At 71.6% G+C, this 22462-nt stretch carries 19 protein-coding genes and 1 pseudogene; 4 read left to right on the forward strand and 16 right to left on the reverse strand.

The genetic code is table 11. The annotated features are described in order from the left end of the window. Positions 1-57: 57 nt before the first annotated feature. Genes ABD679_RS11990 through tilS form a run of 3 tightly spaced genes read right to left on the reverse strand, consistent with a single transcriptional unit; the run spans position 58 to position 2554 of the window. Entirely contained in the window at positions 58-954 is an 897-nt protein-coding gene (locus ABD679_RS11990) for a farnesyl diphosphate synthase (RefSeq protein ID WP_344760211.1), read from the reverse strand. A gap of 5 nt (positions 955-959) precedes the next feature. After that, positions 960-1229: an exodeoxyribonuclease VII small subunit gene (locus ABD679_RS11995; protein WP_344760212.1), complete on the reverse strand. Its 270-nt coding sequence runs from the start codon at positions 1227-1229 to the stop codon at positions 960-962. A gap of 26 nt (positions 1230-1255) precedes the next feature. Beyond that, positions 1256-2554, reverse strand: a complete 1299-nt coding sequence (gene tilS / locus ABD679_RS12000; RefSeq protein ID WP_344760274.1) for a tRNA lysidine(34) synthetase TilS — start codon at positions 2552-2554, stop codon at positions 1256-1258. Positions 2555-2691: 137 nt separating this feature from the next. Between tilS and ABD679_RS12005 the strand changes: the two genes are divergently transcribed. Further along, a complete protein-coding gene (locus ABD679_RS12005; protein ID WP_344760213.1) occupies positions 2692-3753 on the forward strand; it encodes an NADH:flavin oxidoreductase/NADH oxidase in 1062 nt (353 codons plus the stop codon). Positions 3754-3832: 79 nt separating this feature from the next. Here the strand turns inward: ABD679_RS12005 and ABD679_RS12010 are convergent, their stop codons facing one another. From ABD679_RS12010 to ABD679_RS12030, 5 genes are all read right to left on the reverse strand, one after another. After that, complete coding sequence (locus ABD679_RS12010; protein ID WP_344760214.1) at positions 3833-4123, reverse strand: hypothetical protein; 291 nt, start codon at positions 4121-4123, stop codon at positions 3833-3835. Between the two features lie 107 nt (positions 4124-4230). Then, positions 4231-5190 carry an acetyl-CoA carboxylase carboxyltransferase subunit alpha gene (locus ABD679_RS12015; protein ID WP_344760215.1) on the reverse strand — a complete coding sequence of 320 codons (960 nt, stop codon included), beginning with the start codon at positions 5188-5190 and terminating at the stop codon, positions 4231-4233. Positions 5191-5292: 102 nt separating this feature from the next. Next, entirely contained in the window at positions 5293-8955 is a 3663-nt protein-coding gene (gene dnaE / locus ABD679_RS12020) for a DNA polymerase III subunit alpha (protein ID WP_425561896.1), read from the reverse strand. 282 nt (positions 8956-9237) lie between these two features. After that, entirely contained in the window at positions 9238-9459 is a 222-nt protein-coding gene (locus tag ABD679_RS12025; protein WP_344760216.1) for a hypothetical protein, read from the reverse strand. A 33-nt stretch (positions 9460-9492) separates the two neighbouring features. Further along, positions 9493-10137, reverse strand: coding sequence for a YkvA family protein (locus ABD679_RS12030; RefSeq protein WP_344760217.1), 645 nt, complete (start codon positions 10135-10137; stop codon positions 9493-9495). 138 nt (positions 10138-10275) lie between these two features. On the opposite strand from ABD679_RS12030, the pseudogene ABD679_RS15650 reads away from it, so the two are divergent. The 3 genes and pseudogenes from ABD679_RS15650 to ABD679_RS12040 all read left to right on the forward strand — a co-directional run. Next, a pseudogene (locus ABD679_RS15650) lies at positions 10276-10590 on the forward strand (winged helix-turn-helix domain-containing protein); the annotation flags it as partial. Between the two features lie 1343 nt (positions 10591-11933). Continuing rightward, a complete protein-coding gene (locus ABD679_RS15655) occupies positions 11934-12521 on the forward strand; it encodes a tetratricopeptide repeat protein (RefSeq protein WP_425561899.1) in 588 nt (195 codons plus the stop codon). A 156-nt stretch (positions 12522-12677) separates the two neighbouring features. Next, on the forward strand, positions 12678-13007 hold the full coding sequence (locus tag ABD679_RS12040) for a hypothetical protein (protein WP_344760219.1): 330 nt from the start codon (positions 12678-12680) through the stop codon (positions 13005-13007). Here ABD679_RS12040 and ABD679_RS12045 read toward each other — a convergent pair. From ABD679_RS12045 to ABD679_RS12080, 8 genes are all read right to left on the reverse strand, one after another. Beyond that, entirely contained in the window at positions 12994-13719 is a 726-nt protein-coding gene (locus ABD679_RS12045) for a ribonuclease HII (protein ID WP_425561897.1), read from the reverse strand. The two genes, ABD679_RS12040 and ABD679_RS12045, sit on opposite strands and share 14 nt — an antisense overlap. Then, the gene (gene lpxB / locus ABD679_RS12050; RefSeq protein ID WP_425561900.1) at positions 13716-14960 is read right to left on the reverse strand and encodes a lipid-A-disaccharide synthase; all 1245 of its coding nucleotides are present in this window, start codon (positions 14958-14960) and stop codon (positions 13716-13718) included. The genes ABD679_RS12045 and lpxB overlap by 4 nt, the downstream gene beginning before the upstream one ends. 29 nt (positions 14961-14989) lie before the next feature. Then, positions 14990-15775: an acyl-ACP--UDP-N-acetylglucosamine O-acyltransferase gene (gene lpxA, locus ABD679_RS12055; protein ID WP_344760222.1), complete on the reverse strand. Its 786-nt coding sequence runs from the start codon at positions 15773-15775 to the stop codon at positions 14990-14992. Between the two features lies 1 nt (position 15776). After that, on the reverse strand, positions 15777-16232 hold the full coding sequence (gene fabZ / locus ABD679_RS12060) for a 3-hydroxyacyl-ACP dehydratase FabZ (protein ID WP_344760223.1): 456 nt from the start codon (positions 16230-16232) through the stop codon (positions 15777-15779). After that, a complete protein-coding gene (gene lpxD / locus ABD679_RS12065) occupies positions 16232-17263 on the reverse strand; it encodes a UDP-3-O-(3-hydroxymyristoyl)glucosamine N-acyltransferase (RefSeq protein WP_344760224.1) in 1032 nt (343 codons plus the stop codon). The genes fabZ and lpxD overlap by 1 nt, the downstream gene beginning before the upstream one ends. 45 nt (positions 17264-17308) lie before the next feature. Further along, entirely contained in the window at positions 17309-19825 is a 2517-nt protein-coding gene (gene bamA / locus ABD679_RS12070) for an outer membrane protein assembly factor BamA (protein ID WP_344760225.1), read from the reverse strand. Positions 19826-19889: 64 nt separating this feature from the next. After that, positions 19890-21254 (reverse strand): RIP metalloprotease RseP, encoded by a 1365-nt coding sequence (gene rseP / locus ABD679_RS12075; RefSeq protein WP_344760226.1) that lies wholly within the window; start codon positions 21252-21254, stop codon positions 19890-19892. A 10-nt stretch (positions 21255-21264) separates the two neighbouring features. Then, positions 21265-22461 carry a 1-deoxy-D-xylulose-5-phosphate reductoisomerase gene (locus tag ABD679_RS12080; protein ID WP_344760227.1) on the reverse strand — a complete coding sequence of 399 codons (1197 nt, stop codon included), beginning with the start codon at positions 22459-22461 and terminating at the stop codon, positions 21265-21267. Position 22462: the final 1 nt, after the last annotated feature.

Raw genomic sequence — 22462 nt, forward strand, 5'->3', positions numbered from 1 at the left:
GCGGGTGCTGCACCCGTTCGGGAAAGAAACGTCAAAGCCGGGCGGCGACCGCCACGGTCAGTGCGAGCGGCGGATCGCCAGCTCGCCGAGCGTCGACAGCGCGGCTGCACGCGGCCCCAGCGGGGCCAGTGCGTCTTCCATGGTCTGCGCGAGCTCGGCCAGCCGCGCGCGCGAGCTTTCCACTCCTATCAACGCGGGGAAGGTGGCCTTGTCCTGTGCCGCGTCCTTGCCGGCCGTCTTGCCGAGGGTGGCGCTGTCGCCCTCGACGTCGAGCAGGTCGTCGCGGACCTGGAAGGCCAGGCCGAGGGCGTCGGCGTAGCGGTCGAGCTGCGCGCGCGTGTCCGCGTCGACGCCGGCGGCGATCGCGCCGAGCCGGACCGAGGCGCGCAGCAGGGCGCCGGTCTTCAGCGCGTGCAGGTGTTCGAGTTCGTCGATGCGCAGCACCCGCGCGCCGCCGGTGGCGTCGATGTCCAGCGCCTGCCCGCCGCACATGCCGCGCGCACCGGCGGCGACGGCCAGTTCGCGCAGCATGTCGACGGTGGCCCGCGCGTCGCAGCGCGCGTGGGCGAGGGTGTCGAACGCCAGCGACTGCAGCGCATCGCCGGCGAGGATCGCGGTGGCCTCGTCGAAGGCGACGTGCACCGTCGGTTGCCCGCGGCGCAGGGCGTCGTCGTCCATCGCCGGCAGGTCGTCGTGCACCAGCGAGTAGGCGTGCACCAGTTCGACCGCCAGTGCCGGGGCGTCGAGCGCTTCGAGACTTGCGCCGAACGCGGTGCCGGTCGCGTAGACCAGCAGCGGGCGCATGCGCTTGCCGCCCAGCAGCGCGGCGTGGCGCATGGCGGCGTGCAGGCGCTGCGGGGCTTCATCGGCCGGGGGCAGGATGCGTTCGAGCGCGGCGTCGATGCGCTGGCGCCACTGCGTGGCCGCCTGCGCCGGCGTGGCAGCGGCGTCCACGCCGCTCAGGGATCCTGCATCGCGCCGAAGGGTTCGGCCGACGCCGGGTTGTCCGGGTCGCTGAGCAGCTTGACCCGCAGCTCGGCCTGCTCCAGCGCCTGTTGGCAGCGGCGGTACAGGCCGACGCCGCGTTCGTAGGCGGCCAGCGATTCCTCGAGGCTGAGCTCGCCGTGTTCCATCTTCTCGACCAGCTGCTCGAGGGCGTCGAGCGAGGCCTCGAAATCGGCGACGGGCGAGGGTTCGGCGGACTTGTCGGGAGAGGCTTTGCGCGGCATGCGTGGAGTTTACGACAAGGCCGGTGTCAGGCGGGCGGGATTGCGCGTGGCGCCGCGTCGCGCCACACCAGGCGCGCGCCGCGCGCGCGCAGCCAGGTGTCGAACGGCGCGGACGTGACGAGGTCGCCTGCAGCCTGGACCCGGCCGTCGGCATCGGACAGCAGCGGCAGCCGTCCGCGCCGCCACGGCGGGACGCCGAGGTCCTGCAGCACGTGCTTGAGCGCGTGCGAGTGCGCGCGGCCGGGCAGCTGGATGCGCTCGCCGCCACCGCGGGCGTGGGCGAACAGCGGTGTTTCGAAGCCGTCCGCGCTTTCCAGCCGCAGTTCGCCGCCGCCGGGAAGCGCAAGCGGCGTGCGTCCGTCCCACGCGACGCGCCAGGTCGATGGCAATGGCTCGGGCAGCGCACCGGCGTGCAGCAGGTCGCGCCAGCGACGCACGGCGCAGCCCTGCCATTCGAACATCGCGCCGGCATCCGCGGCGGCCGCCAGCAGGTCGCATTCGATGCGCGCGACGCCCTGCGCGGGCAGCGGCGGCAAGCCCAGCGCATCGACCCAGCGCCGCAGCACCCGCGCGCGACGGGCCCGTGGCAGCGCGGCCAGCGCGGTCACCGACAGGGTGTACGGATCGGGCGTGCGCGCGGCGTCCAGCGCCGAGGCATCCTCATCGGCCAGCAGGTCGCCGGCTTCGGCGGCGAGCGCCGCGCTGCGCGCCAGCGCCGCATCGGCCGCGGGCCAGCGTTCGCGCAGCAGCGGCAGCACGCGGTGGCGCAGGAAGTTGCGATCGTGGGCGGTGTCGTCGTTGCTCGGGTCCTCGATCCACGGCAGCCCGTGCGCACGCGCGTGCGCGAGCAGGCCGGCACGCGGCACCGCGAGCAGCGGCCGCCACAGCCAGCCGCTGCCGAAGCGCTGCCACGGCCGCATCGCGGCCAGCCCATCCGGGCCGGAGGCGCGCAGCGCGCGCAGCAGGAAGGTTTCGGCCTGGTCGTCGCGATGGTGGGCGAGCGCCAGCACTTCGCCTTCGCGCAATGCGTCGGCGAAGGCCGCGCGGCGCGCGCTGCGGGCGGCGGCTTCCAGGCCGCTGCCGGTGTCGCGCGCCACGTCGACGCGCACCACCTGGAGCGGCACGTCCAGCGCTTCGCACACGGCGCGGCAGTGTGCGGCCCAGTCGTCCGCGGCCGGCTGTAGCCCGTGATGCACGTGGAGCGCGCGCAGTCCGGCGCCGCGGATGCGCGGCTGCGTCGAGAGCAGGTGCAGCAACGCGACCGAGTCGAGGCCGCCGCTGAGGCCGACCAGGACCCCTCGCACGCGGTCTTCGACGCCTGGCATTGCGAAGAATCCGGCGGGCAGGGCGTCGCTCATGCCGCGATGGTGCCACGTCGCCGCGACGCAGTGATCCGCCGGCGTGCGCGGGGATCGCGAGGTCGTTCGCTAGAGTAGCCAGACCTTCTCCGAATGCCCGGACCATGAGCCGACTCTTCCAGCCCCTGCAGCAACGCGGCCTCGTGCTGCGCAACCGCATCGCGGTGTCGCCGATGTGCCAGTACAGCTCGGTCGACGGCATGCCCGGCGACTGGCATCTGGTGCATTTGGGCAGCCGCGCGGTGGGGGGCGCGGCGGTGGTGTTCACCGAGGCCAGCGCGGTGTCGCCGGAAGGCCGGATCTCGCCGGAGGACGCGGGCATCTGGAACGATGCGCAAGCGGAGGCGTGGGCGCGGATCGCGCGTTTCATCGACGGGCAGGGCGCGGTGCCGGCGATGCAACTCGCGCACGCCGGGCGCAAGGCGAGCACGTTCGCGCCCTGGCGCGGATCGGGCGAGGTGCCGGTGGGCGAGGGCGGCTGGCAGACGGTCGCGCCGTCGGCGCTGCGCTTCGACGAGGACTATCCGCTGCCGGCGGCGCTGGATGCGGACGGCATTGCCCGGGTCGTGGCCGACTATCGCGCCGCGGCGGTGCGCGCACACGAGGCGGGATTCCGGATCGTCGAAATCCACGCCGCGCACGGCTACCTGTTGCACGAGTTCCTGTCGCCGCTGTCGAACCGGCGCGAAGACGCCTATGGAGGCGGTTTCGAAGGACGCACGCGCCTGCTGCGCGAAACGATCGCCGCCGTGCGCGAAGCCTGGCCGGAGTCGCTTCCGCTGTGGCTGCGCATTTCCGCGACCGACTGGGTGGACGGCGGCTGGGACATCGAACAGAGCGTCGAGGTGTCGCGCGTCGCGGCCTCGCTCGGCGTGGACCTGGTCGATGTGTCCAGCGGCGGACTCGACCCGCGCCAGCAGATTGCGACCGGCCCCGGCTACCAGGTGCCCTTCGCCGCGCGCATCCGCCGCGGGGCGGGCGTGGCCACCGGCGCGGTCGGCATGATCACCGCGCCGGAACAGGCCGAAGCGATCCTCGCGCGGGACGACGCGGACATGGTGCTGCTGGCGCGGGAGTTCCTGCGCGATCCGTACTTCCCGCGCCGTGCGGCACGCGCGCTCGACGTCGAGCCGCAGGCGCCGGCGCAGTACCTGCGCGCCTGGTGACGGCGCCGATATGCGATGCGGATGTGACGTGCTGATTTGAAGCAGCACGCCGGACAATGCGCCCGGCGTGCCGGAAGGCTTACTCGGTTTCGATCCGGATGCCGCCGACGAAGCCCGCGGCCAGGTTGTAGATGAAGGCCTGGATCACGCCGCCGATGAAACCGAAGATGCCGTACATGATCGGCAGTACGATCACGCCCACGATGCCCCCGCCCATGGCGATCAGGCCTCCCCCGTCCTGCTGGCCGGCGAGGCTGGCGATCATGCCGCCGAACACCAGGAACAGCAGGCCCGCGATCAGGCCGATGGCCGCGGCGATGATGCCGGAGATCTTCCCGGCGGACAGCACGTCGATACGCTTGATGATCATCGTGTGTTCTCCCCATGCCGGCCGAGTGCCGGCGGGGAGAGTCTAGATCATGAAATCCTGCACGCCGGCGGCCGGTGTTGCCGGCGCCAGCCTGGTGCGCAGGCGCGTCAGGCCGCTTCGTACGCCCCGTAGCTGCGCAGTCGGCGGTAGCGCTGTTCCAGCAGCTGGTCCGTCGGCAGTGCGTCGAGGGCGTCGAGCTCGTTGAGCAGCACGGCCTTAAGGCGCGTGGCGGTCTGCTTCGGGTTGCGGTGGGCGCCGCCGATGGGTTCACGGACCAGCTTGTCGACCAGCCCCAGCTCCAGCAGGCGCTTGGCGGTCAGGCCCAGCTGTTCGGCGGCGTCGCGCGCCTTGCCCGCGTCCTTCCACAGGATCGAGGCGCAGCCCTCGGGCGAGATCACCGAGTAGGTGCTGTATTCGAGCATCACCGTGCGGTCGCCGACGCCGATCGCCAGCGCGCCGCCGGAGCCGCCTTCGCCGATCACCGTGCACACGATCGGGATCTTCAGCTCCGACATTTCCAGCAGGTTGCGCGCGATCGCCTCGGACTGGCCGCGCTCTTCTGCGCCGATGCCCGGATACGCGCCGGGCGTGTCGATGAAGGTCAGCAGCGGCAGCCTGAAGCGCTCGGCCATCTTCATCAGCCGCAGCGCCTTGCGGTAGCCCTCCGGGCGCGGCATGCCGAAGTTGCGACGCACCTTGGCCTTGGTGTCGCGGCCCTTCTGGTGGCCGATGATCATCACGCTGCGGCCGTTGATGCGGCCCAGGCCGCCGACGATGGCGGCGTCGTCGGAATAGGCGCGGTCGCCGGCCAGCTCCTGGAACTCGTCGCAGATCACCCGGATGTAGTCGTTGGTGTACGGACGCGCGGGGTGGCGCGCCAGTTGCGAGACCTGCCACGGCGAGAGGTCGCGGAAGATCTGCGCGGTGCGCAGGCGCAGCTTGTCCTGCAGGGTGTGCAGCTCGGCGTCGATGTTGACCGCCGGGCCGTGGCTGGCCTGGCGCAGGTCCTGGATCTTCGCCTCGAGGTCGGCGATGGGCTGTTCGAAGTCGAGGTAGTTCGGGTTCATCGACGGGCCGTGACGCGGGAAAGCGACAGTCTAGCGGATGGCGGGTTTGCGGCCGTACGGGCGGGTGTGGGCGCGGCGCCTGCAGGAGGCTGCCCGGTTCGGTCAGCTGGCCCAGGGCCGGCTGCCCATCGCCACCTTCACCGCGCGCACGCCGGGCTGGGCGCGCAGGCTGCCGATCAGGTCGGCGTCGGCGCGCACCGAGTGGCTGCCGTTGAGGTCCAGCGTGCCGGCGGCGCCGTCGGGCAGCAGCAGGTCGTAGCGCAGCGGCGTGCCGCCGGGGCGGTGGCGGGCGAGCAGGGCCTCGATGCGGTCGAGCACGCCGGGCTCGCGCAGGTCCAGGCGCAGCGCCAGCCGGCGCGCGCTTTCCGGGCAGACCTGGTGGAAGTCCCAGCAGCGCCGCGCGCGCAGCGAGAAGCCGCCGTTGAATTCGTCCTCGCGCAGGCCGCCCTCGACTACCAGGATCCGGTCGCGCACCAGCAACTGCGCGTACTCGAAGCAGGCTTCGGAGAAGAACGCGCACTCGATCCGGCCGCGCCCGTCCTCCAGGTGCACGAAGGCCTGCGAGTCGCCGCGCTTGCGCATGCCCACGACCTGGCCGGCGATGACGACGTTGGCCTCCGGGCGCCAGCTGCGGCCTTCCTGCGGCCGCGCGCCGGACTGCGCGCGTTCCCACAGGGCGTCGAGCTGGCCGAGGTCGTGGCCGACCAGCGCGGCCAGTTCGTCGCGGTAGGGGTCGAGCGGATGGCCGCTGAGGTAGTGGCCCAGCGTCTCGCGTTCGCCGGCGAGCTTCTGCGCCAGCGGCCACTCGACGGCTTCGGGCAGTTCGATGCGTGCGGGCGAGGCGGGCTCGGCGAAGCCGCCGAACAGCGACACCTGGCCGGCCTCGCGCTCGCGCGCCATCTGCTCGGTGGCCTTGAGCACTTCGGGCAGCTGCAGCATCAGAGTGGCGCGGTTGCTGCCCAGCGCGTCGAGCGCGCCGGCGTTGACCAGCGCCTCCAGCGTGCGCCGGTTGAGCTTGTTCGATTCCACCCGCTTGCAGAAATCGAGCAGGTCCGCGAACGGCCCGTTGGCCGCGCGCTCGGCGGCGATCGCCTCGCAGGCACCGCGGCCCACGCCCTTCACCGCGCCCAGGCCGTAGCGGATCGTGCCTTCGCCGATCGCCTCGAACATGTAGGTCGACGCGTTGACGTCCGGCGGCAGCACCTCCAGCCCGATCGCGCGCGCCTCGTCGAGGAACATCACCACCTTGTCGGTGTTGTCCATGTCCGACGACAGCACCGCGGCCATGAACTCGGCCGGGTGGTGGGCCTTGAGCCACGCGGTCTGGTACGACACCAGCGCGTACGCGGCCGCGTGCGACTTGTTGAAGCCGTAGCCGGCGAATTTTTCCAGCAGGTCGAAGATCGGGCCGGACTGCCGCGGCTCGATGCCGTGGTGCTCGAGCGCGCCGGCCTCGAACTTGGCGCGCTCCTTGGCCATCTCCTCGACCTTCTTCTTGCCCATCGCGCGGCGCAGCAGGTCGGCGCCGCCGAGCGAGTAGCCGGCCAGGATCTGCGCGGTCTGCATCACCTGTTCCTGGTACACCACCACGCCGTAGGTCGGCGCCAGCACCGGTTCGAGCAGCGGGTGCGGGTACTGCACCTCGGCGCGTCCGTGCTTGCGCTCGATGAAGTCCGGGATCAGGTCCATCGGGCCCGGCCGGTACAGCGAGACCAGCGCGATCAGGTCCTCGAAGCGGTCCGGCTTCGCCCGCCGCAGCAGCTCGCGCATGCCGCGCGATTCGAACTGGAACACCGCGACGGTGTCGCCGCGCGCGAACAGTTCGTAGGTCGCGGGATCGTCGAGGGGGAGGGTGGTGATGTCGAGCGGGTCCCGGGACCCGGGACCCGGGACTCGGGACCCGGGGCCTGCCCTACCCTGCGTGGCTGGAGATTTGCCGTCGCCAGCTGGAAGCGGATCTCCGGCGCCAGCCTCCCGGCTTTCCGGGTCCCGCGTCCCGGGTCCCGGGTCCCGGCGACGATTCACCGCCTTCACCGCCCAGTCAATGATCGTCAGCGTGCGCAGGCCGAGGAAGTCGAACTTGACCAGACCCACCGCTTCGACGTCGTCCTTGTCGAACTGCGTCACCGGGTTGCGGCCGTGGCCGTCGCCGTCGTGTTCGGCGAACAGCGGGCAGAAGTCGCTGAGCGGTGTCGGCGCGATCACCACGCCGCCGGCGTGCTTGCCGGCGTTGCGGGTGAGGTCCTCGAGCTGCAGGGCAAGGTCGAGCAGGTCGCGGACGTCGTCCTCGTCGTTGTAGCGCGCGATCAGTTCGTCCGAGCGCCAGTTCTCGTCGCTGCGCGACTTGTCGGTGCGGCCGAGCGCGTCGTCGAGCGAGATGCCCAGCGTCATCGGCACCAGCTTGGCGATGCCGTCGACGAAGCCGTACGGGAAGCCGAGCACGCGGCCGGTGTCGCGCACCACCGCCTTCGCGGCCATGGTGCCGTAGGTGATGATCTGGCTGACGCGGTCGCGGCCGTACTTGGCGGCGACGTAGTCGATCACCTCGTCGCGGCGGTCCATGCAGAAGTCGATGTCGAAGTCGGGCATCGACACGCGTTCGGGGTTGAGGAAGCGCTCGAACAGCAGGTCGTAGGGCAGCGGGTCGAGGTCGGTGATGCCCAGCGACCAGGCCACCAGCGAGCCGGCGCCCGAGCCGCGGCCCGGGCCGACCGGGATGCCGTGGTCCTTGGCCCAGTTGATGAAGTCGGCCACGATCAGGAAGTAGCCGGGGAACCCCATCTTGGTGATGACGTCGAGCTCGGTCTCCAGCCGCGCGGCGTAGCTGTCGCGATCGTGGCCCTCGGCCAGCGGCTGCGTCTGCAGGCGCCTGGCCAGGCCGTCGCGCGCCTCGCTGCGGATCCACGAGTCGAGCGTGTGGTCGGACGGTACCGGGAAGGCGGGCAGGTAGTAAGTGCCCAGCCGCAGCTCGAGGTTGCAGCGCTGCGCCAGCGCCAGCGCGTTGTCGATCGCGTCGGGCACGTCGTCGAACAGCGCCGCCATCTCGTCGCTGGACTTGAGGTACTGCTGCCGGCCGTAGTCGTGCGGCCGGCGCGGGTCGTCGAGCACGCGTCCGGAGGCGATGCACACGCGCGCCTCGTGCGCGTCGAAGCCTTCGGGCGCGAGGAAGCGCACGTCGTTGCTGGCCACCACCGGGATGCCGAGCTTGCCCGAGGCATGCAGGGCGAAGTCGTTGAACGCCTGCTCGCCGTCGAGGCCGCAGCGGGTGAGCTCCAGGTGCAGGCGGTCGCCGAACCGGCGCTGCAGGTCAGCCAGCGCCTGTTCGGCCAGGTCATGCCGGTTGCCGGCGGCGAGCTGGCCCGGCTGCGCGTGGCGACCGGCGAGCGCGAACAGGCCTTCGTTGTGTTCGGCCAGCCACTGCGGCCGCACCACCACGCCGTCGTGGCGCTGGCCTTCCATCCACGCGCGCGTGAGCAGGCGCGAAAGCGCGAGGTAGCCGTCATGGTCGCGGCACAGCAGGGTCAGTCGCGTGGGCGCCTCGTCGGCCTCGGCGATGAACACGTCCGCGCCGGCGACGGGCTTGATGCCCTTCGATTCGGCCGCGCGGTAGAACTTGACCAGCGAGAACAGGTTGTTGCGGTCGGTGACCGCGACCGCAGGCTGGCCCAGCTCCACGCAGCGCGCGACGAGCTCCGGGATCCGGATCGTCGAGTCGGCGAGCGAGTATTCGCTGTGGAGATGGAGGTGGGCGAAGCGGGCGGGCATGGGTCAGGGGCGCGTCCGGCGCCGCCTGCCCGGACGGGTGTCGGGCCGGGACCGATGGGATTGCGCCATGGCGGGCATCGCAGGAAAACGGATGCAGGCAGGTTAGGCCGGGGGGCCGGCGCGGACAAGGACTTGACAGGCCATGGCCGCGGGGGCGGGCGTGATTGCGGGATCCGCGGGAGATCGGCAAAAGAAGGGCCGCCACGTGGACGGCCCGGGAAGGGCCGCCTGCGCAGGCCGGGGCGTGCGCAGGCGCGTGCCGGGGGCGCGCGGGCCGCGGCGCTACCGTCGTTCCGTCCCCGCCCGCAGCTGCGGGCATCCAGCCCGGAGCCACGGGCAGCGGCCTTCCACGGTGGGCGTGGCGACGGCGTGCGGGAAGGCCGGAGCCGCATCCCCGGGCCGGTCCACGGCGGACGCCCGCGCCGTGCGCGCGTCGATGATGAAGGCGCAGGCGACCACCACGGTGAGCAGGATGTTGCGGATCGGCATGCGTGCAATGTTCATGGTTGTCTCTCCGGTGGGTCCCGTGGGCGGGCATCAGCACACCCGGAAGTGGCGGGGCGCGGCGGAAGGCAGGTAGCTGCGTTCGCCGGATGCGCGGCAGTGTTCGATCCACGCCTGCTCGGCGCTGCGCGCCTGCTCCCAGTCGCCGCGGCTGAAGGCGAACTGGCTGACCTCGCATTGGCGCAGTTCGGCCTCGATGCGGCGGATGCGGCAATAGTCGAGGTAGCAGGCCACCTCGTCCGCCAGCCGCGGCCAGGCGGCGTCGACGACGATGGCGTCGTCCAGGCGGCCGATCCGCGGCAGGTCGTCCGGAATCAGGTCCTGGCGGCTGCGCAGGTAGTCCAGGACCAGCGCGGCCGGCTCGGCCGCCTCGTTGGCGGGCTCCCAGGCCGGGTCGGCGATCATCAGCCCGACCGAGGTCGCGCGCCGGAGGCGCTGCTCGATGCAGCGCGGGGCGCGCCCGGCGTCCTTCGGCCGGGGCAGCTCGCGGGCGGCGGTGGCGAGCTGGTCCGGATCCAGCGGCGCATGGCTCAGGCGGGCCATCAGCTGGTTGAACCGCGCCAGCGCGGCGTCGTCCAGCGGGTAGTCGCCGATCAGGTGGCGGCGCGACGGATGCGGGACGGACCGCGGCAGCAGGGAGGTCGGGAGGGGCTTGAAGCTGGAAAGCTGGGCGTTCATGGCGTGATCCTCGTGTGTGGCGCCACGGGCTTGCGGCGCACGCCCAGATTCCGCGCCGGGCCGCTTTGGGTCATGATGGCCGTGCAAGGTTTGTGTGAGCGAACACGGATGTTTCTGTGATCGCATGAGGACCTGGCGATGAAGCTGGCAGCAGCGGACCGGGACGACGGCACGGCGGGGCAATACCGCTTCGGCGACGTCGTGGTCGATGCTTCCGCCCACACCCTGGTGCGGGGTGGTGCGCCGCAACCGCTGGAGCCCAAGGCCTTCGCCGTGCTGCTGGCGCTGCTGCGGCGTCCGGGCGAGCTGATCGGGCGCGACGACCTGCTCGACCGGGTCTGGGGCCACCGCCACGTCACCCCGGGCGTGCTGACCCGCGCCATCGCGCAGCTGCGCCACGCGCTGGACGACGATTCCCACAACCCGCGCTACATCCAGACCCGGCACGCGCTGGGCTATTGCTTCATCGGCGTGCTGGAGGACGGGGAGGCCGCCGGTGCGCCGGAGCAGGCGGCAGGGGTGCCGGACACGGCTTCCGGCCTGTCATCGGAGATGGAGACGGGGTTGGCGATCCCCGAGAGCGATGCCGGGCCGCTGCTGCCGGAAGGGGGCGCTGCTGCCGGCGGTGCACCCGAGGCCGCGGCCGGAACCCTCGCGGCTCAAACGCCCGCATCGCCGCGCCGGTTGCCACGCCGCTGGCCCTGGCTGGCCGCGGCGGCGGCCATCGTGCTCGTGCTGGCCGCTGCCTGGTGGCTGCACGATCGCGCGACGGCGGTCCCGAGGCCGGCGGAGGCCTCGGTCGCCATCCTCCCGTTCACCACGCTCAGCGACGACCGCGACGATCGCTATTTCGCCGAAGGCCTGGCGCTGGAGATGCACGAGGCGCTGGCCGGCGTGCCGGGGATCAAGGTCGCCGCGCGCACCTCGCCCGACACCATCGCCGGGGACGGCGCGTTCGATGCGAAGGCGCTGGGCGCCAGGCTCGGCGTGGCGACCCTGCTCGACGCCAGCATCCGCCGCGAGGGTTCGCGCGTGCGCGTCAATGCGCGCCTCACCGACACCGGCAGCGGCTACACGCTGTGGACGCACAGCTACGACCGCCAGCTGTCGGACGTGTTCGACGTGCAGAACGAGATCGCCGACGAAGTAGTGCACGCCCTGCTCGGCGTCATCCCGGCGCAGGAGGGGGCGATTGCCCGGCGGCTGGCGCCGACCCGCAGCCTCGCCGCCTACGACGCCTACCTCAGGGGGCTCGACCGGCTGCAGGCGCGCGGCGAGGACGGCAACCTGGCCAGCGCGGTCGGCTACTTCAACCAGGCGCTCAGCGCCGACTCCGGCTTCGCGCGGGCGCAGGCCGGCATCTGCCGGGCGGAAATCCGGCATTTCGAATACGCCCGCGACGCCGATGCCTACACCCGCGCCCGCGACGCCTGCGAGCGCGCGGCCGGGATGGACCCGGGCCTGCACGAACTCCGCCTCGCCTTCGGCGACCTGTACCGCGTGCGCGGCGAGTCGGCCAAGGCGATCGAGCAGTACACCGGCGCGATGGAGGACCCCGCGTTCGCCGCCGACGCCGACATCGGCATCGCCAGGGTCCACGGCGCCAACGGCCGCGCCGGGATGGCGCTGGAATACCTGCGCCGCGCGCTGGACCTGCGGCCGGGCGACGGCGAGACCTGGCGGGAGATCGGCTACCAGCAGTACGCCAGCGGCAACCTCGATGGGGCGATCGAGGCCTATCGCAAGGCGACGGAGCTGCAGCCGCGGGAGGTCAGGCCTGGAGCGGGCTGGGCAGCATGTACCTGGCCGCGGGCCGCAGGGGCGAGGCCGGCGAGGCTTTCCGGCGCGCGCTGCGGATCGCGCCGAGCTACGGCGTGCTGGGCAACCTGGGCACCCTCCAGTACGAGGCCGGCCACTACGTCGAGGCCGCGCGCCTGTACCGGCAGGCGGCCGAACTCAAGCCCGAGGACTACCGCAACTGGGGCAACCTCGGTGACGCGCTGGCGGCGCAGGACGGTGGCGGCGACGCGGCGCGGGCGATGTACCGGCGCGCGGTCGAGCTGGCGCAGCCTTACGTCGACATCCGCTCCGACGACGCGCAGGCGCTGGCGTCATCGGCGTGGTACCGGGCCAACCTGGGCGAGGCCGATGCCGCGCGCGAACTGCTGGCCCGCGCCGAGGCGCTGGGCACCGAGCGCGGCGAGGTGTCGCTGTGGGCCGCGCAGACCCTGGCCCGGCTGGGCGACGCGGAGCAGGCGCGTACCCGGCTCGAGGCCGCGCGCCGGGAGGGTGTCGACCCCGACCGTATCCGCGCGTCGCCCGTCCTCAGGGCCCTGGCAGGCGCGGCGCTGGCCGGCGCGCCGCCCGGTTCGCGTAGGCACTAGCACGCGAAGCCAACCGGTGCCGGTGCACCGGATCCCCCGGAGGTCGCCATGCGTCCGATTTCGCTGCTGTTCGCGGTTCCCGCCTGCCTGTCCCTTGCCGCCTGCGCCACCCGCCTGTGCGGCACCGGGGAACCGGGACAGCCCGTCCACATCAACGTGACCTATGCCGCCGACCACACGCCACGGGTCGAGCCGGAAACGTGCAGGGTCCGGTCGGGCGTGGAGGTCACCTGGCGCGGCCCGCTGGCGGACAGCACGGCGTTCGCGCTTGAGTTCCCGCAGGGCAGCCCGGGCACGGTCACCGAAGGAACGCCCGGGCGCGGCTACCGGTCGGCCAGGTCGCCGGTGACGGTCGAGGCCGGCGAAGGATCCCCGCGCAAGGTCACGATCCGGGTGGAGAACAAGGGCAACGAGAGCATCGACCACAAGTACAACGTGACCGCCAACGGCCACGTCCTCGACCCGCACATCATCATCGACCGCTGAAGGCGGCCGCCGGCTCCGCGCCCGCCTGCGCCAGCGCCGCGCGCACGGGTGCGAAGCTGCGCCGGTGCTGCGGGCAAGGCCCGTGCTCGCGCAGCGACGCCAGGTGCGCCGGCGTCGAATAGCCCTTGTGCAGGTCGAAACCGTACTGCGGCCAGGCGTCGTGCAGCTCGCGCATGTGGCGGTCGCGCGCGACCTTGGCCAGGATCGACGCGGCCATGATCGAGCGGTCGAGCGCGTCGCCGCCGATCCACGCCTCGGCGCGGCAGGGCAGCGGGCGCGGAAGCTGGTTGCCGTCGATGCGGGCGACACAGCTGCCGCCGCCGAGCGCGGGCAGCACGCCTTCCAGCGCGCGCCGCATCCCGGTCATCGTGGCCTGGAAGATGTTGATGCGGTCGATCTCGTCGACACCGACGAACACGACCTTCCACGCCAGCGCGCGCTCGACGATGCGCGCGTACAGCGCCTCGCGCCGTCCGGCGGCGAGCTGCTTGGAATCGTCCAGGCCGTTGACCGGCGTGCGCCCGGGTGCGAACACGACCGCGGCGACCACCACCGGCCCGGCAAGCGGCCCACGGCCGGCCTCGTCCACGCCGGCAACGAAGGTCGGCAGGTTGGCGTCGGGCTCGGCGGCGCCGGCGAACAGGTCGCCTTCCGCCACGCCACCGGCGTCGGCGTCGGCCCTGCGCGCGATGACCGGCCTGCGACGGCTCATCGCGGCGCTCCTGCCGATGCCCCCGCGACGAGTTCGGCGATCGCGGCGGCCGCGCGTGCCGACGCGTCGCGGCGCAGCGTCTCGTGGATCTCGCGGTAACGCGCCTGCAGCGCCGCCACCGAGGCGGGGTCGCGGAACCAGCCGAGCACCGCGTCGGCGAGCCTGTCGGGTGTGCAGTCGTCCTGCATCAGCTCCGGGGCGAGGTCGGCGCCGGCGAGCACGTTCGGCAGCGCGTAGCGGTCGACCTTGAGCATGCCCATGCCCTTGACGATCGCGTGCGTGAGCGGTGCGATGCGGTAGCCGACCACCATCGGCCGCTTGGCCAGCATCGCCTCCAGCGTCGCGGTGCCGGAGGCGAGCAGGACCACGTCGGCGGCGACCATCGCGGTGCGCGCCTGGCCGTCGAGGAGCCGGAATCGGGAAGCGGGAATCGGTGACCGGGAGAGCAGGGCTTCGATCGCCTGCCGGCACGCCGCGTTGGCGGCGGGGACGACGACCTGCAGTCCGGGGACTTCGACGGCGACCTTCGCCGCGGCCTCCAGGAAGGGCGCGCCCAGCCGCGAGATCTCGCCCAGCCGCGAACCAGGCAGCACCGCGAGCACGGGCGCGTCGGCGGGCAGGTCGAGCTGCGTGCGCGCGGCGCCGCGGTCGGGTTCCAGCGGCATCGCGTCGGCGAGCGGATGGCCGACGAATCGTGCATCGACGCCGTGGCGCGCGTAGATCGGCGGTTCCATCGGGAACAGGCACAGCACGCGGTCGGCACTGAGGCCGATCTTTTCCGCGCGCTTCTCGCGCCACGCCCACACCGACGGGCTGACGTAGTGCACCGTGCGCACGCCGCGCCGCTTGAGCCACTTCTCGACGCCGAGGTTGAAGTCGGGCGCGTCGATGCCGATGAAGGCGTCCGGCCGCCAGTCCAGCACCTGCCGGCGGAATCCGCGCCGCAGCTTCAGCAATCGCGGCAGGTGCGCCAGCACTTCGGCGAACCCCATCACCGCCAGCGCCTGCGCATCGTGCCAGGCCTCGAATCCCGCCGCGCGCATCGCATCGCCGCCGATGCCGGCGAACTGCGCATCCGGGAATCGCGCGCGCAGCTGCTCGACCAGCCCCGCGCCGAGCAGGTCGCCGGAGGCTTCGCCGGCGCAAAGGGCGAAGCGGGGAGGGCCGGGACGTGGGACCCGGGACCCGGGTCCCGGAAAGGCGGATGCCGACGCCGGGCGTTCGCCCGTGCCGCTGGCGATCTCCGGCTCCCGATTCCCGATTCCCGTCGTCACCGCGCCAGCGGTCGCTCGCCGCGCTCGATGAAGTCGAGGAAATCGCGCACGTCGGCGCTGTCGGCGGCCATGCCGGACAGTTTTTCCTTCGCCTCGGCCAGGCTGCCGTCGGCGACGTACACGGTGCGATACGCGCGCTTGATCGCGGCGATGCGGTCGGCGTCGAAGCCGCGGCGCTTGAGGCCCTCGGCGTTGATCCCGCGCGGGCGGCCGTGATCCTCGATGCCCACCATCACGTAGGGCGGCACGTCGCCACTGACCAGCACGCCCATCCCGAGGAAGGCATGGGCGCCGATCCGGCAGAACTGGTGGATGCCGGAAAAGCCGCTCATGATCACCCAGTCGCCGATCTCGACGTGCCCGGCGAGGGTGGAGTTGTTGGAGAACACGCAGTGGCTGCCGACGATGCAGTCGTGGGCGACGTGGGTGTAGGCCAGCAGCCAGTTGTCGTCGCCGATCCGGGTCGTGCCGCCACCGCCGCCGGTGCCGCGGTTGATGGTGACGAACTCACGGATCACGTTGCCGTCGCCGATCTCCAGCGACACGCGCTCGCCGGCGTACTTCTTGTCCTGCGGGTCGCCGCCGATCGCGGCGTGGCCGTGGATGCGGTTGTCGCGGCCGATGCGGGTGGGCCCGTGGATGCTGCAGTGCGGGCCGACGCGGGTGCCATCGCCGATCTCGACGTCGGGGCCGATGAAGGTGAACGGCCCGATCTCGACGTCGCTGCCGATCCGCGCCGACGGATCGACCACCGCGCTGGCGTGGATGGTCGCGTCGGCCACGTCAGCTCTTGACCTCGGCGCAGAGGATGTCGGCGCAGGCCACCTGCTGGCCGTCGACGCTGGCGACGCCGCAATACTGGGTCATGTTGCGGATCTCGCGCCGGATCGTGACCTCCAGGTCCATGCGGTCGCCGGGCACCACCATGCGCGAGAACTTGGCGTTGTCGATCTTCACCAGGTACGACAGCCGGCCCTCGATGCCGCCGCCGTGGGTGAGCTGGGTGAGCACGCCGCCGGCCTGCGCCAGCGCTTCGATCACCAGCACGCCGGGCATCACCGGGCGGTCCGGGAAGTGGCCCTGGAAGTAGCCTTCGTTGGCGCTGACGTTCTTGTAGCAGAGCACGCGCTTGCCGGCTTCGAACTCGACCACGCGGTCGACCAGCAGGAACGGATAGCGATGCGGCAGCATTTGCCGGATCGCGGTGACGTCGATCGGCAGGGTCACGGGTGCGGACATCAATCCTCCTCGTCGCGCGGGGTCTTGCCGAGGGCATTGACCCGGCGTGCAAGTGTATCGAGTTGCCGGAACCGCGCCGCGTTGCGGCGCCATTCGCGGTTGGCCATGAGCGGCGTGCCGGAAGAATACTCTCCCGGCTCGCGGATCGAGTGCGTCACCAGGCTCATCGCCGTGATCATGACCCGGTCGCAGACCTCGAGGTGGCCGAGGATGCCCGCTGCGCCGCCGACCAGGCAGTAGCTGCCGATGGTGGCGCTGCCGGCCACCGCGGCGCAGCCGGCCATCGCCGTATGCGCGCCGATGCGCACGTTGTGGCCGATCTGGATCTGGTTGTCCAGGCGCACGTCCTCGCCGAGCACCGTGTCCTCGATCGCGCCGCGGTCGATGGTCGTGTTGGCGCCGATCTCGCAGTCGTCGCCGATGACCACGCCGCCCTGCTGCGGCACCTTGATCCAGTGCCCGGCGTCCATCGCCAGGCCGAAGCCATCGGCGCCGAGCACCGCGCCCGGATGGACGAGCACGCGCCTGCCCAGCCGTACCCGACGCACGAGCGTGACCCGCGCGACCAGCACGCAGCCTTCGCCGACCTCACAGTCGTCGCCGATCACGCAGCCCGGGCCGATGACCGCGCCGGCACCGATCTGCGCGCGCGCGCCGATGCTGCAGAAGGCATCGACCTGCGCCTGCGGGTCGACCCTGGCCGAAGGATCCACCACCGCGCTGGCGTGGACACCCGGCCGCAGCGGCGGCGGCGGGTCGAACAGCGCAGCGATCTTCGCGAACGCGACGTAGGGGTCGGCCGCGAGCAGCGCGGTGCCGGCGTAGCCTTCGCTGTCCTGCGCGCGCATCACCACCGCGGCCGCCTGCGAATCGGCAAGCTGGGCGCGGTAGCGCGGGTTGGACAGGAAGGACAGCCGGTCCGGACCGGCATTGGCGAGCGTGGCGACGCCGGCGACCACGGCCGCGCCGTCGCCCTTCAGCTGCAGGGCGAACCGGTGTGCGAGTTCGGCGGCGGTGAATCCGGCTGGCAAGTCGCGATTCCCGGTTCCCAAATCCCGATCCTCGATCCCTTGCCGCTAGAACGCGCCGCCGAAGGTGAACTGCAGGCGTTCGACCTCGTCGTTGTCGCCCTGGCGCAGCGGGAACGCATAGCTGATCGAGATCGGGCCGACCGGTGCGCGCCACATCAGCGCGACGCCGGTGGACACGCGCAGCTCGTTGGCGTCGAAGGCGTCCACGTCCTTGTACACGTTGCCGAAGTCCACGAACGCCGAGATGCGCGCGGCCGGGCTGTCGAACAGCGTGGGGAAGAACATTTCCAGCGAGCCGACCGTCTTCAGCGAGCCGCCCAGCGGCTGCAGGTAGGTGCTGTTGGCCGCCGCCTCGCGCGGACCGAGGGTGTTGTCGCGGAAGCCGCGCACCGAGCGCGCGCCGCCGGCGTAGAAGTTCTCGAAGAACGGCAGGCCGCTGGCGACCAGGGTCCGGTCGTAGGTCGAGCCCGGCGCGCAGTCCGCCGGTGCGGCCGCCATGACCGCGCCGGAAGGCGTCGGCAGCGGCTGGCCGGGATTGGTCTGGCAGAACACGCGCACCGAGTCGGAACCGTAGCTGTCGCCGTAGCCCAGGTCGATGCGCGTGTTGAGCACCAGCGCGCGCGAGATCGGCCAGTACTTGGAGAACTCGTAGTTGAGCTTGTAGAACTGCACGGTGGAGCCGGGCAGGGTGGTTTCCAGCGACACGCGCTGCAGGGTGCCGCGGGTGGGCTGCAGGTAGTCGTTGCGGGTGTCGCGCGCCCAGGCCAGTTCGGTGCGCCAGGAGTGGAATGTCCGCGCGCCCAGCGCGTCGATGTAGTCGACGATGCTGTCGGGCGTATAGCCGCGGAAGGTGCTGATCTGGTTGCGGTCGATGCCGAACAGCGCGCTGACGGTATCGGATTCGGTGATCGGCACGCCCAGCACCATCTGCCCGGAGGCGCTGGTCGACGAATACTGCGCGGTGTTGAACTCGGAGTTGTCGAACTCGCGCCACCACAGGTTGTAGCCCAGCGACAGGCCGCCGTCGGTGAAGTAGGGGTTGAGGAACGAGAACGAATACCGCTGCAGGTAGACGTTGCGCTGCGCCTCGACCGAGATGCGGTTGCCGCTGCCCAGGAAGTTGTTCTGCGACAGCTGCACCGAGGTGGTCACGCCGGCCAGCTGCGAGTAGCCCAAGCCGAAGACGAAGCTGCCGGAGGTGGTTTCCTTGACGTTGACGACCACGTCCACCTGGTCGGAGGTGCCGGGCACCGGCTGGGTCTGCACGTCGACGCTGCCGGGCTCGAAGAAGCCCAGGCGCTGCAGGCGCACCTTGGAGCGGTCGATCGCGACCTGCGAGTACCAGGCGCCTTCGAACTGGCGCATCTCGCGGCGCATCACCTCGTCGGAGGTGCGGGTGTTGCCCTTGAACACGAGCCGGCGCACGTTGACGCGCGGGCCGGGCACCACCTGCAGGTTGATGGCCACGGTGCGGTCGTCGCGGTCGATGTCCGGGATCGGGTTCACCTGCGCGAACGCGTAGCCGATGTTGCCCAGGGTGGCGGTGATCGAGTCGGCGGTCAGTTCCAGCAGCGCGCGCGAGAAGGTCTGGCCTTCCTTCACCAGCACCATGCGCTCGATGCTTTCCTTCGGCAGCACGGTGTCGCCGGTGACCTGGATCGAGGAGACCTTGTACACCTCGCCCTCGGTCAGCCCCATGGTCAGGAACATGTCGCGCTTGTCGGGGCTGATCGCGACCTGGGTGCTGTCGACGCTGAAGTCGACGTAGCCGCGGTCGAGGTAGTAGTTGTTGAGCTTCTCCATGTCGCCGGAGAGTTTCTCGCGCGAATACTGGTCGTCGCGCCGGTACCAGCTCAGCCAGTTGCTCTCGGCCGACTCCCAGGAGTCGGTGAGGTCTTCCTGCTCGAAGGCCTCGTTGCCGATCAGGTTGATGTGGCGGATCTTGGCGGCCTTGCCTTCCTTGATCGCGATGGTGACGTCGACGCGGTTGCGGTCGAGCTTGCTTACCGTCGGGCTGATCTCGACGTTGTACTTGCCGCGGTTGTTGTACTGGCGGGTGAGCTCCTGGGTCACGCGGTCCAGGCTCAGGCGGTCGAAGGTCTCGCCCTCGGCCAGGCCGATGTCGCCCAGGCCCTTGAGCAGTTCCTCGCTCTTGATGTCCTTGTTGCCGGTGACGGTGAGCTTGTTGATCGCCGGGCGCTCGCTGACGGTGAACACCAGGATGTCGCCCTGGCGGCCGGCGCGCACGTCCTCGAAGAAGCCGGTCTTGTACAGCGCGCGGATCGCCTGGGCGATGCGCGAGGAATCGACGCTGTCGCCGCGCTCGATCGGCAGGTAGGTGAACACGGTGCCGGCGCCGATGCGCTGCAGGCCGTCGACGCGGATGTCGCTGACGGTGAAGTTGCTGTCGGGCCGTGCGACCGGCGCGGCGGGCGCCTGCTGTTCAGGGGGCGTGATCCCGAAGGCGGCCTGCGGGTCGACTGTCTGCTGGGCCCAGGCGGGGCCGGTCATGGCCGTGGCGAGGGCAAGGACAAGCAGGCGGCGGTTGGGGGTACGCGTCATCAAATCGGATCCAGGATTGGGGTCGGCGCCCGAACCGCGGCGCGGGCTGGGCATGGTGGGACAGTTACCGTACGAAGTTGTTCAGGATGTCGTTGTAGAACGCCAGACCCATGAGTCCCGCCAGCAGGGCAAGGCCGACATACTGCCCTGCGGCCATCGCACGCTCGCTTAACGGGCTGCCCTTGACCAACTCGATAAGGTAATACAACAGGTGACCCCCGTCCAAGAGCGGGATCGGCAGCAGGTTGAGCACGCCCAGGCTCAGCGAGAGCAGCGCGAGGATGGTCAGGTACCAGGCCGCGCCGCGCTGCGCGTAGGCGTTCGCGGCGCGGGCGATGGTGATCGGGCCGGCCACCGAGTTCTGCACCGACACCCGGCCCGAGAACACCCGCCCGACCATTTCGAACAGCTGCACGGTCTGGTAGCGCATCTCGCGTACCGCCGCTGGCACCGCGGCCAGCGGGCCGTAATGCTCGACGGCGTCCTTGGGCGGCAGTTCGCTGCGGTGGAGCGGCTCGATGCCCAGCATCCAGAAGTCCCCGCGCCCGTCCACCGAGGTCAGGCGCGGCGTGACCGGCAGGGCGAGGCGCTCGCCGTCGCGCTCGACCTCCACCATGGCCTCGCCGCCCTGGCGGCCCAGCTGCTGGATCATCACGCCGATGTCGTCGAAGTAGCGCACCGGGCGGCCGTCGATGGCGGTGATGCGGTCGTTCTCGGCCAGCACGCCCCAGGCCGGGGTGTCCTCGCGGACCTTGCCCACCACCGGCGGCAGCAGCGCCTGGTGCGAGGTCAGGCCGATCGCGGCCAGCACGCCGCGCTCGTCGAGGCTGGAGGGCAGGGCGGACAGCCCGAGGGCGTGCTCGCGCTCGCCGCCATCGGCGTCGCGCACGCGCAGGTCGACGTCCTCGCGGTCGAGGGCGTGCGGCAGCAGGGCCATCATCACCCCGTCCCAGGTTTGCGTGGTGCGGTTGCCGACGGCAAGGATGGTGTCGCCGCGATGCAGGCCGGCCGCGGCGGCGATGCCGTCGGCCTGTCCGACCACCGGCGCATAGCCCGGGCGCCCGATCACGAACATCGCCCACAGCAGCAGCACGCACAGCAGCAGGTTGGCCGCGGGGCCGGCGATCACAATTGCGATCCGCCGCCACACCGACTTGCGGTTGAACGCCTGGTCGAGCTCGTCGGCCGGCACCTCGGCCTCGCGTTCGTCGAGCATCTTGACGTAGCCGCCGAGCGGGATCGCGGCGATCACGTACTCGGTGCCGTCGCGCCCGCGCCGCGACCACAGCGGCCTGCCGAAGCCGACCGAGAAGCGCAGCACCTTGACCCCGTTGCGGCGCGCGACCCAGTAATGGCCGAATTCGTGGAAGGTGACCAGCAGCCCCAGGCTGATGACGAACCACCACAGGGATCCAACGAGGGTGCTCATGCGGACGGACTCATGGGGCGGTCAGGCGGGTGGCCAGTTGCGTGGCGCGGTCGCGTGCACGGGCGTCGGCCTCGCGCAGCGCGTCCAGCGAGGATGCCGGCGCCGCGGGCAGCGCCGCCAGCGTGTCTTCGACCAGGGCGGGAATGGACAGGAAACCGATCCGCCCCTGAAGAAACGATGAAACCGCCACTTCGTTGGCCGCATTGAGGGTCGCCGGGGCGGTACCGCCGGCCTCCAGCGCCTCGAACGCGAGCCGCAGGCAGGGAAATGCCGCCGTGTCGGGGGCCTCGAACTCCAGCCGCCCGTGCGTCAGCAGGTCCAGCCCGCCGACCCCGGATTCCATCCGCCGCGGCCAGCCGAAGCCCACGGCCAGCGCGGTGCGCATGTCCGGCAGGCCAAGCTGGGCGAGGGTGGAGCCGTCGATGAACTCGACCAGCGAGTGCACCAGGCTCTGCGGGTGCACCAGCACGTCGATGCGCGCGCCAGGCATGTCGAACAGGTGATGGGCCTCGATCACCTCCAGGCCCTTGTTCATCAGCGTGGCCGAGTCGACCGAGATCTTCGGCCCCATCGACCATTTGGGATGGGCGATCGCCTGCGCCGGGGTCACGTCGGCCAGCTGTTCGCGGCTGCGCCCGCGGAACGGTCCGCCGGAGGCGGTCAGCACGATCCGCCGCACGTCCTCGGCGTGGTTGGCCGAACCCCGGCCGTCAAGGCACTGGAAGATGGCGTTGTGCTCGCTGTCGACCGGCACGATGCAGGCGCCGCCGTCGCGGGCGGCGGCCACCAGCAGCTCGCCGGCCAGCACCAGCGACTCCTTGTTGGCCAGCAGCAGGCGCTTGCCGGCGCGGGCGGCGGCCAGGGTCGAATCCAGCCCGGCGGCGCCGACGATGGCCGCGACCACGGTCTGGCAGGCGTTGCCGGCGGCGAGGTCGGTGATCGCGTCCATGCCCGCATGCGCCCGCGTTGGCAGGCCGGCGGCGGCCAGGCCGTCGCGCAGGGCCGCATGGCCGTCCGGGTCGGCGATCGCCGCATGATCCGGGCGATGGGTACGGCACAGGGCCAGCAGTGCATCGACGTTGCGGCCTGCGGCCAGCACCGAGGCGCGCAGGCGGCCGGGATGGCGCGCGATGACGTCCAGTGCCGACGTCCCGATCGAGCCGGTGGCGCCGAGGACGGCGACGGATTGCAGGTCGGAAGCCGGCATG

The organism is Luteimonas lutimaris (assembly GCF_039537065.1).
Lineage (GTDB): Bacteria > Pseudomonadota > Gammaproteobacteria > Xanthomonadales > Xanthomonadaceae > Luteimonas > Luteimonas lutimaris.

What these genes read in the sequence shown, in the direction of transcription:
- tilS (WP_344760274.1), bottom strand. Translation starts at nt 2,554, where the DNA reads ATGCCAGGCGTCGAAGACCGCGTGCGAGGGGTCCTGGTCGGCCTCAGC.
- dnaE (WP_425561896.1), bottom strand. Translation starts at nt 8,955, where the DNA reads ATGCCCGCCCGCTTCGCCCACCTCCATCTCCACAGCGAATACTCGCTC.
- rseP (WP_344760226.1), bottom strand. Translation starts at nt 21,254, where the DNA reads ATGAGCACCCTCGTTGGATCCCTGTGGTGGTTCGTCATCAGCCTGGGG.
- ABD679_RS15655 (WP_425561899.1), top strand. Translation starts at nt 11,934, where the DNA reads ATGTACCTGGCCGCGGGCCGCAGGGGCGAGGCCGGCGAGGCTTTCCGG.
- ABD679_RS11995 (WP_344760212.1), bottom strand. Translation starts at nt 1,229, where the DNA reads ATGCCGCGCAAAGCCTCTCCCGACAAGTCCGCCGAACCCTCGCCCGTC.
- ABD679_RS12045 (WP_425561897.1), bottom strand. Translation starts at nt 13,719, where the DNA reads ATGAGCCGTCGCAGGCCGGTCATCGCGCGCAGGGCCGACGCCGACGCC.
- ABD679_RS12010 (WP_344760214.1), bottom strand. Translation starts at nt 4,123, where the DNA reads ATGATCATCAAGCGTATCGACGTGCTGTCCGCCGGGAAGATCTCCGGC.
- ABD679_RS12025 (WP_344760216.1), bottom strand. Translation starts at nt 9,459, where the DNA reads ATGAACATTGCACGCATGCCGATCCGCAACATCCTGCTCACCGTGGTG.
- ABD679_RS12015 (WP_344760215.1), bottom strand. Translation starts at nt 5,190, where the DNA reads ATGAACCCGAACTACCTCGACTTCGAACAGCCCATCGCCGACCTCGAG.
- fabZ (WP_344760223.1), bottom strand. Translation starts at nt 16,232, where the DNA reads ATGTCCGCACCCGTGACCCTGCCGATCGACGTCACCGCGATCCGGCAA.
- ABD679_RS12030 (WP_344760217.1), bottom strand. Translation starts at nt 10,137, where the DNA reads ATGAACGCCCAGCTTTCCAGCTTCAAGCCCCTCCCGACCTCCCTGCTG.
- ABD679_RS12080 (WP_344760227.1), bottom strand. Translation starts at nt 22,461, where the DNA reads ATGCCGGCTTCCGACCTGCAATCCGTCGCCGTCCTCGGCGCCACCGGC.
- ABD679_RS12005 (WP_344760213.1), top strand. Translation starts at nt 2,692, where the DNA reads ATGAGCCGACTCTTCCAGCCCCTGCAGCAACGCGGCCTCGTGCTGCGC.
- bamA (WP_344760225.1), bottom strand. Translation starts at nt 19,825, where the DNA reads ATGACGCGTACCCCCAACCGCCGCCTGCTTGTCCTTGCCCTCGCCACG.